Origin of the sequence: Paraburkholderia dipogonis (assembly GCF_042680985.1) — a bacterium.
GTDB lineage: Bacteria > Pseudomonadota > Gammaproteobacteria > Burkholderiales > Burkholderiaceae > Paraburkholderia > Paraburkholderia phytofirmans.
This window is the reverse complement of sequence record NZ_JBHUFR010000006.1, coordinates 126158-141667: the sequence shown is the minus strand read 5'-3', so window position 1 is coordinate 141667 and position 15510 is coordinate 126158. Positions and strand designations below refer to the sequence as shown.

At 62.6% G+C, this 15510-nt stretch carries 14 protein-coding genes; 7 read left to right on the top strand and 7 right to left on the bottom strand.

Going from position 1 to position 15510, the window contains the following annotated elements; translation table 11 throughout:
* Nucleotides 1–60 precede the first annotated feature (60 nt).
* The 3 genes from ACFSNN_RS05265 to ACFSNN_RS05255 all read left to right on the top strand — a co-directional run bounded on the left by ACFSNN_RS05265 (nt 61) and on the right by ACFSNN_RS05255 (nt 2816).
* Entirely contained in the window at nt 61–942 is an 882-nt protein-coding gene (locus ACFSNN_RS05265) for an NmrA/HSCARG family protein (RefSeq protein WP_134460390.1), read from the top strand.
* Between the two features lie 225 nt (nt 943–1167).
* Nucleotides 1168–1845, top strand: a complete 678-nt coding sequence (locus tag ACFSNN_RS05260; protein ID WP_134460393.1) for a hypothetical protein — start codon at nt 1168–1170, stop codon at nt 1843–1845.
* Between the two features lie 107 nt (nt 1846–1952).
* The gene (locus ACFSNN_RS05255; protein ID WP_134460396.1) at nt 1953–2816 is read left to right on the top strand and encodes an intradiol ring-cleavage dioxygenase; all 864 of its coding nucleotides are present in this window, start codon (nt 1953–1955) and stop codon (nt 2814–2816) included.
* Between the two features lie 199 nt (nt 2817–3015).
* Here ACFSNN_RS05255 and ACFSNN_RS05250 read toward each other — a convergent pair whose 3' ends face one another.
* Complete coding sequence (locus ACFSNN_RS05250) at nt 3016–3324, bottom strand: DUF4148 domain-containing protein (protein WP_134460399.1); 309 nt, start codon at nt 3322–3324, stop codon at nt 3016–3018.
* Between the two features lie 436 nt (nt 3325–3760).
* Here ACFSNN_RS05250 and ACFSNN_RS05245 point away from each other — a divergent pair, with 436 nt between their 5' ends.
* Nucleotides 3761–5269, top strand: coding sequence for an MFS transporter (locus ACFSNN_RS05245; RefSeq protein WP_134465495.1), 1509 nt, complete (start codon nt 3761–3763; stop codon nt 5267–5269).
* Nucleotides 5270–5412: 143 nt separating this feature from the next.
* Here the strand turns inward: ACFSNN_RS05245 and kdgD are convergent, their stop codons facing one another.
* The 3 genes from kdgD to ACFSNN_RS05230 all read right to left on the bottom strand — a co-directional run bounded on the left by kdgD (nt 5413) and on the right by ACFSNN_RS05230 (nt 9231).
* A complete protein-coding gene (gene kdgD / locus ACFSNN_RS05240) occupies nt 5413–6330 on the bottom strand; it encodes a 5-dehydro-4-deoxyglucarate dehydratase (RefSeq protein WP_134460402.1) in 918 nt (305 codons plus the stop codon).
* Between the two features lie 87 nt (nt 6331–6417).
* On the bottom strand, nt 6418–7767 hold the full coding sequence (gudD, locus tag ACFSNN_RS05235; RefSeq protein ID WP_134460405.1) for a glucarate dehydratase: 1350 nt from the start codon (nt 7765–7767) through the stop codon (nt 6418–6420).
* A gap of 132 nt (nt 7768–7899) precedes the next feature.
* Nucleotides 7900–9231: an MFS transporter gene (locus ACFSNN_RS05230; RefSeq protein ID WP_134460408.1), complete on the bottom strand. Its 1332-nt coding sequence runs from the start codon at nt 9229–9231 to the stop codon at nt 7900–7902.
* Between the two features lie 424 nt (nt 9232–9655).
* Here ACFSNN_RS05230 and ACFSNN_RS05225 point away from each other — a divergent pair, with 424 nt between their 5' ends.
* Nucleotides 9656–10366: a FadR/GntR family transcriptional regulator gene (locus ACFSNN_RS05225; RefSeq protein ID WP_134460411.1), complete on the top strand. Its 711-nt coding sequence runs from the start codon at nt 9656–9658 to the stop codon at nt 10364–10366.
* A 443-nt stretch (nt 10367–10809) separates the two neighbouring features.
* Here the strand turns inward: ACFSNN_RS05225 and ACFSNN_RS05220 are convergent, their stop codons facing one another.
* Genes ACFSNN_RS05220 through ACFSNN_RS05210 form a run of 3 tightly spaced genes read right to left on the bottom strand, consistent with a single transcriptional unit; the run spans nt 10810 to nt 13818 of the window.
* On the bottom strand, nt 10810–11124 hold the full coding sequence (locus ACFSNN_RS05220; protein ID WP_134460414.1) for an AtuA-related protein: 315 nt from the start codon (nt 11122–11124) through the stop codon (nt 10810–10812).
* Nucleotide 11125: 1 nt separating this feature from the next.
* Nucleotides 11126–12484, bottom strand: coding sequence for an acyclic terpene utilization AtuA family protein (locus ACFSNN_RS05215; protein ID WP_134460417.1), 1359 nt, complete (start codon nt 12482–12484; stop codon nt 11126–11128).
* Between the two features lie 29 nt (nt 12485–12513).
* Nucleotides 12514–13818: a CitMHS family transporter gene (locus tag ACFSNN_RS05210; RefSeq protein WP_134460420.1), complete on the bottom strand. Its 1305-nt coding sequence runs from the start codon at nt 13816–13818 to the stop codon at nt 12514–12516.
* A gap of 99 nt (nt 13819–13917) precedes the next feature.
* On the opposite strand from ACFSNN_RS05210, the gene ACFSNN_RS05205 reads away from it, so the two are divergent.
* On the top strand, nt 13918–14811 hold the full coding sequence (locus ACFSNN_RS05205) for a LysR family transcriptional regulator (protein WP_134460423.1): 894 nt from the start codon (nt 13918–13920) through the stop codon (nt 14809–14811).
* Between the two features lie 156 nt (nt 14812–14967).
* On the top strand, nt 14968–15483 hold the full coding sequence (locus ACFSNN_RS05200) for a DUF2844 domain-containing protein (RefSeq protein WP_244322886.1): 516 nt from the start codon (nt 14968–14970) through the stop codon (nt 15481–15483).
* Nucleotides 15484–15510: the final 27 nt, after the last annotated feature.

Sequence of the window (15510 nt, the reverse complement as noted above, 5' to 3'; positions counted from 1 at the left end):
GGAACATCTATTGTGTGTCTACGGGCTGACACGCAGCCCATTCAACCCAAGGAGAAAATCATGGCAATCCTCGTAACCGGCAGTACAGGCGTAGTCGGCAAGCAGGTTCTCGAACATCTTCTGGCAGGCGGCGGCGCGCAAGTTCGCGCGCTGACTCGTTCGCCGGAAAAAGCGCAATTCCCGAACGGCGTCACCGCAGTCCAAGGCGACCTGTCCGACGTGGACGGCTTGCGCCGTGCGATGGACGGCGTCAGCACGCTGTTCCTGCTCGCGCCGAACGCCCCGGACGAACTGACCCAAGCGCTGCAGACCCTGAGCGTGGCGCGCGAAGCCGGCGTGAAAGGCGTGGTGTATCTGTCGGTGTTCAAGGGCGCCGAGTATGTCGACGTGCCGCATTTCACCGGCAAGCACACGGTCGAACGCATGATCGAACACTGCGATCTGCCGGCCACCGTGTTGCGTCCTGCGTACTTCATCCAGAACGACGTGCGCCAGAAAGAGCCTTTGCTGACGCATGGCGTGTACGGTATGCCGATCGGCGCCAAAGGTATTTCGATGGTCGACGTGCGCGATATCGGCGAGGCCGCCGGGCGTGAACTGCTGCGCCGCGAGCGGTCCGCAACCCGCTTGCCGCGCGAGACGTATGAACTGGTCGGCCCCGATGCGATCACCTCGGAGACCGTGGTGTCGATCTGGGCTGAAGCGTTGGGACGCAGCGTGCGCTACGGCGGCGATGACCTCGACGTGCTCGAACAGCGCTTGAAAGCAGCCGCGCCAGGCTGGCTCGTCTACGACATGCGTCTGATGATGAACCGCTATCAGCAGGACGGCGCGGTCGCATCGCAAGCGCAAATCGATCATCTCGCGACGCTGCTCGGCCGGCAGCCGCGCTCCTATCGAGACTTCGCGGCGGAGATGGCGGCTGCCTGGAAGAACGGTTGAGCGATTGAATCGGGCGACGAGGCAATGAGTCGCCCGATTCAACGCACCACCGCCTTTGAATAAGCGAATTGATTGTGGAGTTTCTAAAGCCATCGATTAAACACACGCTAAAGTTTTTCTCTCGCGCCGCCGTTTACACGGCATGCGCCGTGTGCTGAATCATTCACGCCGCATAAACCACTCTAATTCTGGCCCAAGCACAAACCACACTCCTTTCAATTCGTAATGAAAAAGTACATCGCACTCTTTGCCATTGCCGGCACGTTATTGACATCAGGCTGCGCGACTGTTTCCACCATGTCGCCGACCACCTCGACAAGTTCGGTCGACACCACGAAAAACTCGTACGCGTTAATGACGGTGACGCTCAAGAACGCTTATCACACGAGCTATCAGCCGAGTCCTATCGTCGTGAATATGGAGCGCGGTGCAGCCGACTCGCGCGAAGACCGTTTGAATTTCAAATTCGACGATCAGGCCACCACGACGAGCAACACGGGTAATCATTATTTCATTCGCCTTCCGCTGGCGCCGGGCAAATATGTGATGCGCGGCATTACCGGTCAAAGCGGCATATTCCCGATCCGCGGCATGTTCTTTACGCCGCTTCACGAAGTGGTCGACATCAAACCGAATTCCATTGTGTATCTCGGCCATATCGACGCCACGATCGTCGAACGTAAAGACGGTGAATTGCGCGCGGGACCGGTCATTCCGCTGGTCGACCAGGCGGTTGCGGGTTTCAGCGGCGGGACGTGGGATATCAGCGTGAGCGACCAGTTCGACGACGATGTGACGGCATTCAAAAAAGACTTCCCGGCACTGACCAACGCCTCGATCGAACGTGAAGTGCTGCCCGCCTGGGATAAAAAGAAAGCCACCGAATGGTGGAATAACCACTGATTTCAGGCTGCAAATCCGAACGGTGCCCGCAGTGCAACCCGCTTGCCTGCGTCCGTTTCCAAACAAGCCGATAATCGCATGACCGACAGGAAGGAGACGCCACGGTCATGCGCAATCTCGACGAAAACACGATCACCGAAGCGGTTCTGGCGCGTCACGCGCACTCAGGCAACGAGCGGCTGAAAGCCATCGTCACGAGCCTCGTGCGGCACCTGCATGACTTCGCGCGCGAGGTGAATCTGACCGAGAGCGAATGGGAACAGGGCATTCGTTTTCTCACCGACGTCGGCCATATCACCGACGACAAGCGCCAGGAATTCATCCTGCTCTCGGACACGCTCGGCTTGTCGATGCTCGTCACGGCGATGGCGAACCTCAAGCCGCCGGGCTGCACGGAAGCGACGGTCTTCGGGCCTTTCTTCGTCGAAGGCGCGCCCGCCTATCGAAACGGCGACGACGTGTCCAACGGCGCACGCGGCGAACCCTGCTTCGTGTCGGGAAGCGTCAAGGGAGCGGACGGCGAAGCGGTGCCCAACGCGCGCATCGAAGTTTGGCAAGCCGACGCGGACGGCTTCTACGACGTGCAACACGCCGGTGACGACACGCATCGCGCGAGAGGCGTGCTCCATAGTCTCGCCGACGGGCGCTATCACTTCCGTTCCATCGTCGCCGAGCCTTATCCGATCCCACACGATGGACCGGTCGGACGTATGCTCGCGGCGCTCGGCCGGCATCCGTGGCGTCCGGCGCATCTGCATTTCATGATCACGGCGCCAGGCTATGAGCGCCTCGTGACCCACGTGTTCCGCGAAGGCGATCAGTACCTCGATTCGGACGCGGTGTTCGGCGTTCGCTCATCGCTCGTTGCGCAATGGAAGCACCATGAGACAGGCACGGCGCCGGACGGTACGTCCATGAGTACGCCGTTCAGCACGCTTGAATTCGATTTTGTGCTGAACAGGTCCGTGTGACGCGGGTCACTCGCTTATTCAGGATCGATGCCGTACCGTTCGACGGCGAAACATGTCCGCCGGAACGCCGCATGCAGGACACCGGTAACAATAGGTCCAGGCGACCGGACGCCCGCCTGAACGACCGGTGGTCATCCTCGCGCGGCGATACGCTCGACTACAGAAAGCCGCCCTCCTCACCATCAGGCGATGTTTCACATCACGCGGGCGGCGCCTTCTGGCATTCCGCCGCGAACCAACTGCCCACCTGACGCTGTGCTGCTTGCAGGTCCTCCGGGTAGTACGGGTCGAACCACCTGGATGGGTCGTAGCCCGCGCTCCTTAGGGCTGCGAGCTCGCTACGGTTTCGCTGCGGCGTCGGTGGGGCGTTGTTCTTGAGCGCGGCCAGGTCCTGGCATTGCAATGCGCTCAAGTGCGACGCGCTTTGCTGGCTGCCGCCTGCCGCGCAGCCGCCGAGCAATAAAACGAGCGCGCAAAGCATCGGCCACATTTTCGGCGGGTTCTTCATCTCACTTCTCCTTCCATTCAATCGACACAGGACAGCGGCGTCAAACCGCGATAAGCGGGCCGCTGTCCCGCACGGAACAGAACTCCATTGCCGCGCCGTCGGGAGCCGACCACGCCGCAGCAGTCCCTGAATTTCCCGCTATACCGGCAGTGCAGAGAACTCCGTACTGTCGAGTCTAGCTAACCTCGCACGAATCCAGCGAACTCCCATTACCCACCGCGCGTCACAGCGCGGCATTTTGCTCGCAAATTGACACGAACGGCCCGGATGAGGGAAAACCCGTATAATCCCTTCCCAAGAGGTCAGACAACTAGAGGACATCAGTCGTCAAGACCCCGACCTGCGCCGGCCGCACAGCGTCCCCTTTGCAAGCCTTCTCCTCAGATCCGTGAACCCGACCGCCACCGCCCTGCCGTTCCGCAACGCCCTGTTCGCCATGCTCGGCATCGGCCTCGTCAACATGCTGGTCGCACTCGATCAGACGGTTGTCAGCACTGCGCTGCCTTCCATCGTCGCCGAGTTGCATGGCTTCGAGTACTACGCGTGGATCGCCAGCGCGTATCTGCTGGCGTCGGTGGTCACGGTGCCGGTGTTCGGGCGGCTCGGCGACTACTTCGGCCGCAAGCGCTTCGTGATCGCCGCGGTCATCACGTTCACGGTGGCGTCGGTGCTCTGCGGCGTCGCGAACGACATGCTGTTTCTCGTCATCGCGCGCGGCTTGCAAGGCGTCGGCGGCGGGATGATGGTGGGCACCGCGTTCGCCTCGATTCCCGATCTGTTTCCCGATCCGCGCGCGCGCGTGCGCTGGCAAGTGGTGATGGCCGCCGCATACGGCATCGGCACGGCGGCGGGACCGTCGCTCGGCGGCTGGATGAGCGAGCACTGGGGCTGGCGTTCGACCTTCCTGATCAATCTGCCGGTCGGCGCGGCGGCGCTGTATTTCATCTGGGCGCATCTGCCAGCCTTCCGGCGTCCGCATGAAGGCGAAGTCAAAATCGACTGGCTCGGCGCGGCGCTGGTCGCGGCCGTGCTCGGCGGCTTGCAGGCTTTTATCGAAGCCGTGCCAAAAAACGGCCTGACCGCCGGCAATCTCACGCTGGCCGCTTGCGTGATCGTGGGCGCGATCGCACTGTTGATCTGCGAGAAGCGCGCGACCCACCCGATTATTCCGCTCGATCTGTTCAGGGACCCGCAACTCGTCACGCTGTTCACGCTCGGCATGCTGTCCGGCTTCGTGATGTTCTCGCTGATCTTCTTCGCGCCGCTGTTGCTTCAAGGCGGCTTTGGGTTGTCGCCGCAACAGGCCGGCCTGCTCGCCACGCCCATCGCCGCCTGTATCGCGCTCGGCAGTCTGCTGAATACGCGCATCGTGATTCACATGAAGAAGCCGACGCAAATTTTGTCGATCGGCTTCGCGCTGCTGCTGTTCGCTGCCATCGCGCTGGCGTTCGCGAATCCGGACACGCCACACGTCTGGATCGAATTGCCGATGGCCGCGGTCGGTATCGGTCTCGGCTTCATCCTGAACAATCTGAATGTGTTCGGCCAGGAGATTGCCGGACGCGAGCGCTTCGGCATCACCACGGCGCTGCTGCAATCCACGCGCATGGTGGGCGGGATGCTGGGCACGAGCATTGTCGCGACCGTGGTGCAGCATCATTACCGCGATGTGGTCACGCGCACGATGAGCGTGCTCGGCGAGCCGGCCGCATCGCAATGGGGGCCTCGCTTCGTCGATCTGCGCATTCTGATCGACGAAGCGTCGCGTCTGAAGCTGATCGCGGATATGAAGCCGTCAGGGCTCGATACGCTCGCGTTGATCGACACGGCGCGCGATGCGCTGGTGCAGTCGATACATATCGGCGTGTGGCTGACAGCGGTCGCGGCGCTGGCGGCCGCGTTGCTGGTGCAGCGGATTTCGCACGTGGTGTTTCGCAAGAGCTGAAGGCGGCGACGAGTCTCGGCGCATGCTGCGAGACGCTATCAACCGCCGTCATTGTGTTGAATCAAAGCGGTCGGTCCACCAACCGTCAAGACGAACGCCGCACGATGATCGCGGCGTTGTATTGGAGGAAATCCAGCGGCCGCTTACTGCGCGCCGAGCTTCCTGATCAGCGCGTCGAGTTGCGCCAACTCTTCATCGGTCAAATCGGTCAGCGGTGCGCGGACCGGACCGGCGTCGTGGCCCACCAGTTTCGCGCCCGCCTTCACGATGCTCACCGCGTAACCCGCGCGACGATTCCGGAGCGCCAGATACGGCAGGAAGAATTCGTCGAGCAGCCTGCCTTGGGTTGCATGATCATTGGCGGCGACCGCGCGATAAAACTCCATCGCCGTCTTCGGAATGAAGTTGAACACCGCCGATGAATACACCGGCACACCCAGCGCCTTATACGCTGCCGCATAGACTTCGGCGGTAGGCAGGCCGCCGAGATACGAGAAACGCTCGCCGAGCCGACGGCGAATCGTCACCATCGCTTCGATTTCACCCACGCCATCCTTGAAGCCGATCAGGTTCGGGCAGCGGTCCGCGAGACGTTCGAGCATGTCCGCATTCAGCTTCGAATTGGCGCGGTTGTAGACGATCACGCCCATGTTCGGCACGGACTTGCACACCTGCTCCACGTGCGCCGCGATGCCTTCCTGCGACGCCTCGGTCAAATAATGCGGCATCAGCAACACGCCGCTTGCGCCCAAACGTTCGGCTTCCTGAGCGTATTCGATCGCCACCCGCGTGGGACCGCCCGCGCCCGCGAGAATCGGCACCTTGCCCCGGCACGTGTCGGTCGCCGTGCGGATCACATTCGTGTAGTCAGTTTTCGTCAGCGAGAAGAATTCGCCCGTGCCGCCCGCGGCGAACAGCGCGGTCGCGCCGTAAGGTGCGAGCCATTCGAGGCGCGCAGCATAGGTGTCCGCACGAAACTCGCCGTGCGCGTCGAAGTCGGTCACGGGAAAGGACAGCAGCCCTTCGGAAACGATGGCTTTGAGTTCTTGAGGTGAAGTCATGGCGTGAATGGCGTGTGTGGCGTTTGAGGCTTCAAGTGTGGTGGGCGCGCGCGGTTATTCGCGCCGCCACCCGGATCATCGATGGGTTCAGCGCACCAGACACGGGCGCTTGTTGTCGAACTTCCAGTTCGGAATCAGATATTGCATGGCCACGCCGTCGTCGCGCGCGCCGAGGCCGTGTTGCTGATAAAGCGCGTGCGCCTTCTCGATCTCGTCCATGTCGAGTTCGATACCGAGCCCCGCAGCCTGCGGCACCTTGACCTTGCCGCCGACGATCCGCAGCGGATCGCGCGTCAGACGCTGGCCGTCCTGCCAGATCCAGTGCGTGTCGATCGCGGTGATCTTGCCGGGCGCGGCGGCCGCCACGTGCGTGAACATCGCAAGCGAAATGTCGAAGTGATTGTTCGAGTGCGAACCCCACGTGAGGCCCCAGTCGTTGCACATCTGCGCGACGCGCACCGAGCCCTGCATGGTCCAGAAATGCGGATCGGCCAGCGGAATATCCACGGACTGCAACTGGATCGCGTGACCCATCTGACGCCAGTCGGTAGCGATCATGTTGGTCGCTGTCGGCAAGCCGGTCGCGCGGCGGAATTCGGCCATCACCTCGCGGCCCGAATAACCGTTTTCGGCGCCGCACGGATCTTCCGCGTAGGCGAGCACGTCGTGCTGGTCGCGGCACAGGCGCACCGCTTCCGCCAGCGACCAGGCGCCGTTCGGGTCCAGCGTGACGCGTGCCTTCGGGAAACGCTCGGCGAGCGCGGTGACGGCTTCGATCTCGGCGTCGCCGGGCAGCACGCCGCCTTTGAGCTTGAAGTCGTTGAAGCCGTAGCGCGCCTGCGCGGCTTCGGCCAGACGCACGACCGCCTCGGGCGTCATGGCTTCTTCGGTGCGCACGCGCTCCCAGTCGTCGCGGCCATCGGCGCCGCTGACATATTCCAGATCGGTCTTCTTGCGGTCGCCGATATAGAACAGATAGCCGAGCATTTCCACTTCGTCGCGTTGCTGGCCTTCGCCGAGCAATGCGGCGACCGGCACGCCCAGATGCTGGCCGAGCAGATCGAGCAGCGCGGCTTCGAGCGCGGTCACCGCGTGAATCGTGGTGCGCAGATCGAAGGTCTGCAAGCCGCGGCCGCCCGCGTCGCGGTCGGCGAATTGCGTGCGCGCCTTGTTCAGAACCGCTTGCAGATTGCCGATCGATTGGCCGACGACGAGCGGACGCGCGTCGTCGATAGTCTTGCGAATGCTCTCGCCGCCCGGCACTTCACCAACACCGGTGTGTCCCGCGCTGTCGCGCAGAATGACGATATTGCGCGTGAAGAACGGACCATGCGCGCCGCTGAGATTAAGCAACATGCTGTCGCGGCCGGCGACAGGCACGACACGCAGTTCAGTGACGACCGGAGTGGCGTTCAGTTCGGAAGATTTCGTGGACATGATGTTGGATCCGATAAGTTAGTGAGCCGGGCGGCGCAAATCGAGGCGCTGTGCGATTGCTCTCGACACGGGCAGCGGACGGAAACTGGAAATGAATTGGCGCATGCTGAGCGGCTCTGTCAGTCAGTGTAGTCAGTGGACTTTATGCTGGAGCGATTCCGGCAGCGCGTCGTAATTCACGCGCCGGTTGCGGGTCAGGAAACCGGCCGCCGCCGCAATCAACGAAGCCACGGCGAGCCCGTACAGGCCGCCGGTAATCGAACCAGTGTGCTGCTGCAGATAACCGAACGCGGCCGGCGCGAAGAATCCGCCGAGATTGCCCACCGAGTTGATCAGCGCGATCACCGCTGCGGCCACCCGTGCGTCCAGATAACCCTGCGGAATCGGCCAGAACAGCGAAGCCGCCGCCTTGAAGCCGATCGCCGAGAAACAGATCGCCACGAACGACAGCACCGGATTACCCGAAGTCGAAGCGAACAGTCCGCACGCGGCAATCACGAGCGCCACGGCCAGCCACGCCTGCTGGAAACGCCATTTCGCCGACAACAGCGCAAAACAGTACATCGCGAACATGGCGATGAGCCACGGAATCGCGTTGAGCATGCCGACCTGGAAATCGGACAGGCCGCCCATTTTGCGGATGATCGTGGGCAGCCAGAAGGTGGCTGCGTAGATGGTCAGTTGAATCGCGAAGTACAGGAAGCAGAACAGCAGAATCTGCGGATCCTTCAGCAGTTTCACGGCCGGCAAATGCGCGCCGCCGTGCGCCTCGCGTGCGGCCTGTTCCGCCGCGATCGACGTTTCGAGCACGTGCTGCTCTTCAGCGGTGAGCCACGAGGCATCACGAATACGCGACTTCAGCAGCATCCAGCTCACTGCGCACAACACGATCGAAAAACCGCCTTCGACGAGAAACATCCATTGCCAGCCGTGCAAACCGAAACCGCGAATCGACAGCAAGCTGCCGGTGATCGGACCGGACAACACCGACGCAAGCGCGGAGCCGCCGAGAAAAACCGCCACCGCCTTGCCGCGTTCCTTCTGCGGCAGCCACTGCGTGAAGTAAAAGACCACGCCGGGAAAGAAGCCGGCCTCGGCGATGCCGAGCAGAAAGCGCAACACATAGAACGAGGTGTCGTTCCAGACGAACGCCATCGCCGCGGCGACCAGCCCCCACGTGCCCATGATGCGGGTGAGCCATGCGCGCGCGCCGTACTTCTGCATCAACACGTTCGACGGCACCTCGAACAGCGCATAGCCGATAAAAAACAAACCGCTTCCGAGGCCGTAAGCCGCAGCACCGATACCGAGGTCGGTCTGCATGTGGGAATTGACGAAGCCGATGTTCACGCGGTCGATGTAGTTCGCGATGAACATGATCAGAAACAGCGGCAGCACGTGCCGCTTGACCTTGGAGACCGCTGATTCGAGCGGATCGGCGGCGGTGGTGAGAGCAGACGTCAAGATTGTCTCCAGTTTCGGCCGCACAGGCGGCCTGATCGAGCGCAACGCGGCACGTTTGCCTTAGCCGATTGGCGGTGCGAGGTTTGTGATACGTTGTCTGACGACAGTCTACTGTGTGTTGGTGGATGATTCCAATGCGGTGTTTACCCTGAAAATTTCTCCACATTGCTTGTATAACCGGATCGTTCAGCCTTGGGAGCATGAAAACTAACGGTTGAACTAGGATGTCTGATGACAATGGAATCACCACATCTCTCCTTCAACAAGTCGAGCCCGAACCGCGCCTGCGCAAACCATCGCAAACGCGCGAATCAAAACGTTCTCTTCCGGACAAACGCTATGATGGCTATACCGAGGCGTCACGCGCCGCAGTTCGCACGCGCAGCGTGTGCATTCCCAGCCGAACAATCAACCAGCCACAGAAATGAGCAGCCTAACTGAGAAGGTGGTGGCCACCCTTTCCGATGAAATTCGCCGCGGCACCCTGAGGCCGGGCGACCGCATTCCCACCGAAGTCGCGATGATGAAGCAGCTCTCGGTGAGCCGCTCCGTGGTGCGCGAGGCGATTTCGCGCCTGCAGGCGGCCAAGGTGGTCGAGACGCGTCACGGCATCGGCACCTTCGTGCTGGAGCCGGCCACTGAAAACTCCATGCAGCTGCCCGCAGCCGATCTCTCCAGCATGCTGGACGTGATGGCGATCATCGAATTCCGTATCGACGTCGAGGCCGCCTCCGCCGCGCTCGCTGCGGCGCGGCGCACCGACCAGCACCTCAAGCAGATCCGCGGTGCGCTGGAGCGTTTCGAGTCCGAACTCGAGCGCGGCAGCACCGATACGCTCGCGCACGACATCGAGTTTCATTTGCAGATCGCGCGCGCGAGCGGCAATCGCTATTTCTTCGACGTGCTCAGCCAGCTTGGCCGCGCGGTGAGTCCTCGCACGCGGCTCGGCTCCGCGGAGATCGCGGAACTCGACCATATCGAGCATTTGCGCAACGTGCTCAGCGAGCATCAGATGATCTATCGAGCAATCGAACGGCAAGACCCGGACGACGCGCGCGCCGCCATGCGCATGCACCTGAGCAACAGCCGCGAACGGCTGCGCCGCGCTCACGAGTTGAGTAAAGCGGGCGATTGATTCGCCACCAGGCTGACGGCGGTCAGCGCCGAGGTGAGCTTCACGGACCGCTTCGTCGATCTCGTCGACGAGGGAATCGACGTCGCCATCCGCGTCGGCGAACCGAAAGTGGACTCGCGGGTCATCGCGCGCACGGTGGCCACGCAAAGCTGATTATGTGTGCGTCGCCGGCTTATCTCGCGAAGCGTGGTGCCGCCTGTCTCGCCGCTCGATCTCGCGCACCACGAGCGCCCGCAATTCGTCAGCGGGGGACATCCGCAACGTTGACATTTCGCGGGCGTCGGGCAACAGGGGGTGGAAGCCGGCGGCAGATTGAAATCCGACCCGCCGGCATCTCACGCGGAAGGCGCGTCTGTTTATCGATGCATTGATCGAAGCGTGGCAGCCGGTGCCGCCCCGGGAAGAAGCGGACGCCTGAAGGCGGCCGCAAACCTATAAGCGCACTACGAAGCCGGCGCCTCGACATCGAGATCCATCAACGCGGAGCTCAACGACTTGCCGTGTGCATCGAGTGCGAGCGAACGCGTGACACCGCCGCCGAGCGCATTGCCGAGCACGAAGTTGAATGCGGCAATCGCGGGCAGTTCATGGCGCACCACGTCGCCCCGCACGACATCATGCAGATGCGCCTTCACGCGTTCCGGCGTCAGCACCGTGCGTAGATGGTCGTAATGCTGCGCGTCGTAACAGATCACCGAGATGTTCAGCGTATTGCCTTTGTCACCGGTACGCGAATGAGCCAGCTCACGTAATTTCATCTCACGCCTCCACCATCGAAAACGCCGGCGTCACATGCTCGCGCGGCAGCAAAACCGATTGCACCGCGACGACTTCGCGCGCCGACTTCGTGACGCCGCCTCCGCCTGCCGGACCGTTGGTGTAGAGCGTCTCCACCTCGTTGCCGATCTGCATAGCCTGAGCGAGCGAGGTAGTGCGCCCCGCCACTCGCGCGCGCACTTCATACGGCTCGGAGTAACCCACTGCCGCGGTTTCGCCGTGCAAAGCGTTCACACCGATCAGATCGAAGCGCAATTCACGCGTCTCCACGCCGGTCAACACGAGCCGCTCCCGCACGATATCGAGTGCAAGCCGCGCGCGCGCCAACGCGCCTGGACCGCCGTAGGAAATTTGCCCTTCGCCGATATAGCCGTCGAAATAAGCCACCGACACTTTCAACGTATCCGTACGCGGCGTGCCTCGGCCGCCGCTCACGCGCACGCGATCCGGCGCTTCCTGCGCGATATGGACGTGCGAGAAATCCGCGACCACATCCGGTTGCAGATAGCGCCGCGGGTCGTGAATCTCGTACAGCAGTTGCTCCTTGCAGGTCGCCTCGGTGACGCGCCCGCCGGCTTGCGCGAGCTTGGTGATGACCACGGCGCCGTCCTGTCCGACTTCGGCGATGGGAAAACCGAGCCTCGCCAGCTCAGGCACATCCTTGAAACCGGGATCCGCGAAATAACCGCCGGTGATTTGCCCCGCGCATTCGAGCAGATGGCCGATCACCGTCGCCTGGCCGAGCGTCTGCCAGTCGTCCATGCGCCAGCCGAATTCGTGAATCAGCGGCGCAACGAACAGCGACGGATCGGCCACGCGTCCGGTCAACACGATCTGCGCACCGGCCGCGAGCGCATCGACGATCGCGCTCGCACCGAGATACGCGTTCGCGGACACGAGCCGATCCTTGTAGCCCGAGACACGCTCTCCCGATTCCACGAAGCAGAAATCGCCTTGGCGCACCACGTCGAGCACATCGTCGCCGGTGACCGCGGCGATCTTCACGTCGCCGAGACCGAGCGAGCGCGCGATCTCCGCGGTCTTACGCGCCGCCGCGAGCGGATTCGCGGCGCCCATATTCGAAATGATCCGCACGCCGTTGCGCAACGCGGCCGGCAATACCGCCTTCATGCGTGTTTCGAGCAGCGGGTCGTAGCCGAGTTCAGGGTTCTTGCTGCGCGCCTGCTGCGCGATCGCAATGGTGCGTTCCGCGAGGCACTCGAACACGAGGTAATCGAGCGCGCCGTGTTGCGCCAGTTCGACCGCCGGTTCAATACGGTCGCCTGAATAACCCGCGCCCGCCCCGATGCGTACCCTGCGTTGAGGTTGAGTAGCTGTCATGCTGGTCACATCCGTTGGTTCAGTGATGCTCACAGTGAGAATATCCCCAGCACGACGCAAGCAATCGTCATGACGACCGATGCGCCGAACAGCAAGGGGAAGGTAAATTTCTGGTGATCGGCGAGGTCGATGCCGCACAGGCCGACCACGAGAAACGTGGCCGGTGTCAGCGGGCTCACCGGAAAGCCGGTAGTCATCTGGCCGAGCAAGGCGGCCTGGCCGACATGCACCGCGGGCACGCCGAGTTGGCCGGCCACTTCGGCGATCACGGGCAGCACGCCGAAGTAAAACGAGTCGGGGTCGAACAACATGCTGAGCGGCATCGACAGCAAGCCGAGCGCGACGGGAATATGCCCGGCCATCGCGGGCGGCACGAAACCGACCGCCGCTTGCGCCATCGCCTTCAGCATGCCGCTGCCTTGCATCACGCCGGTGAACACGCCGGCCGCCAGCAGAATGCCGGCCATCATCAAGGCAGCGCGAGCATGCGCGTCGATCCGTTTGCGTTGCATGTCGACGTTCGGATAGTTCACCATCAACGCGATGCAGAGGCCGACCATGAACATGATCGCCGGCGGAACCTTCTCGCCCATCACGACCATCGTGCCGAGCACCACCAGCGTCAACACGATGTTGAACCAGAAGTTCCTGGGCCGTCGCAGCGCCTGTTCTTCGGGCGAGAGTTCGCGGTTGGGCATGGGCACCGAACCGCTCGCGGCCGTGAGACCAAGGCGTTTTTCCTCGCGCCGGCCCAGCCAGAACGCCATGCCGAACACGAACACGAGGCCGATCGCCTGTACCGGAATCAGCGGATTGAACAGCGCCGAGATCGGCAGATGCAGCGAGGCGGAGGCGCGAATCATCGGCCCCGTCCACGGCAGAAAGTTGATGCCGGCCGCCATCGAAACCGCCGCGGCCAGCACGCGCCGGTCCATCTTCAGGCGATCGTAGAGCGGCAGCATGGCGGGAATCGTGACCAGAAAGCAGACGGCGCCGGAGCCGTCCAGATGGATCAGCAGCGCGAGCAGCGTGGTGCCCATCACGATGCGCGTGGGTCGCGTGCCGACCGCGCGCAGAATGCGGTCGATGATCGGATCGAGCGTGCCCGCGTCGGTGATGGTGCCGAAGTAAAGAATCGCGAACACGAACATGCCGACGACCGGCGCGAGATTCTTGAGTCCGTCGATCACGAACTTGCTGGTCTGAAAGCCGAAGCCGCCGATGAGCGACGCCGCAATCGGCACGATGATGAGCGCCACCAGCGGCGACATGCGTTTCGACAGAATCGCGCCGAGCAGCACGACGATGGTTGCGAGCCCCAGTAATGGCAGCATGTGCTTGTCTCCGAGATTGTTTTTTACTGCGATCCAGCGTAAGTTCGAAGCGGCTATAAATCAATTGAAATGATTTGATCGCAGCAATTACAAACCATCATGGATCTGAATCTTCGGGACATCCGCGCGTTTATCGCCGTCGCGCAAACGGGCAGCTTCACGCGCGCGGCGACGCGGCTGCATCTGTCGCAACCGGCGCTGACGGTGCAGATTCGCCGCCTCGAAGAGACGGTCGGCATGCGCCTGTTCGACCGCAACAGCCGCAACGTCGCGCTCACGCCGACCGGCCGCGAATTGCTGCCGCTGCTGCAGAAGTCGCTGCATGACATGGAGCATGTGCTGATCGACGCGCGCGCGCTCGGCGTTGGCGCAAGCGGCACGGTACGGATCGCCTGTTTGCCGACGTTCGCGGCCAGCGTGTTGCCCGAACTCGTGCAGGACATCAAGAAGGCCGTGCCACGCGTGAGCTTTCATGTGCGCGACGTGGTCGCCAGCATGGTCAACACGTTGGTGCGCAATGAAGAGGTCGACATCGGGCTGACCGGCGGTCAGTTGGACGAGGCCGCTTTCGAGGTGCTGCATGCGGGCATCGACCGGCTGGTTGCCGTGTTTCCGAAGCGGCATGCGCTTGCCCGGCGGCGGCGCATTACGTTGGCCGATCTCGCTGCCGCGCCGCTCGTGTTGACGGCGCAAGGCACGAGCGTGCGGGCGGTGGTCGATAGCGCATTCGCGAACGCCCGCTGCGCGCCGGAGATCGCGTGCGAGCCGACCTACATGATGACCGCGGTCGCGATGGTGCGCGCCGGACTCGGCGTGACGATCCTGCCGGCGTCGGCCCGCGAAGTCAGGGCGGAGCCGGAGCTGATCGTGCGCGCGGTCGACGACCCTGCGTTCACTCGCCCTATCGCCCTCATCAAGAAGCGCGGCAGAACACTGCCGCCGGTGACGGAAACCTTTGTGACGATGCTGATCGAGAAGCTCGGCGCGGATTGAATAACGGAGGCCAGTTACCTTTCATTTTCAAACAGAGCCCGATTATCGCCATTAATCGTCTGATTTAATCGGCTTCGCTCGCGCTAGTATCGGCTGCGTGCGAGCTCGAGGGTAAAACCGCTCGCACGTATTCTCCAAAACTTCGAATACGAAAAAATGATAATGAGTCAATTTCGCATGCTCGGGGTGGCCGCAGCGTCGTTCGCTCTCGTCGCCATGGCCGCGCCGGCGTATGCCGCATTGGGCGCCGCGCCGACTTATCCGGTCACGGTCAGCAGCACGAGCGCGGGGGCGGCCAGCCAGAATAGCGCGGCGGTGGCGCGCTTCGCCGCCAGCGGCAGCGCGGCCTCGACAGCTTATACCGTGAGTCAGACGACGCTGCCTTCGGGCACCGTGGTAAGCGAGTACATCGGCGCGGGCAATACGGTTTTCGCGTTGAGCTGGCAAGGCCCGACCATGCCGCCGCTCAAAACGCTGCTAGCCACTTACTTCCCGTCGTATGTCCAGGCGCTCACCGACGCCCACGCCACGCAAGGCGGCGGCTACGGACCTGCCGCCGTGCATCAGTCGGCGCTGGTCGTGGAAACCGGCGGCCATATGGGCGCTTTCGTGGGTCGCGCCTATTTACCGCAAGCGCTGCCGCAAGGCGTGAGCGCTGACGATATCAAGTAACTCATTAAAATCATTAGAGAGAGAACA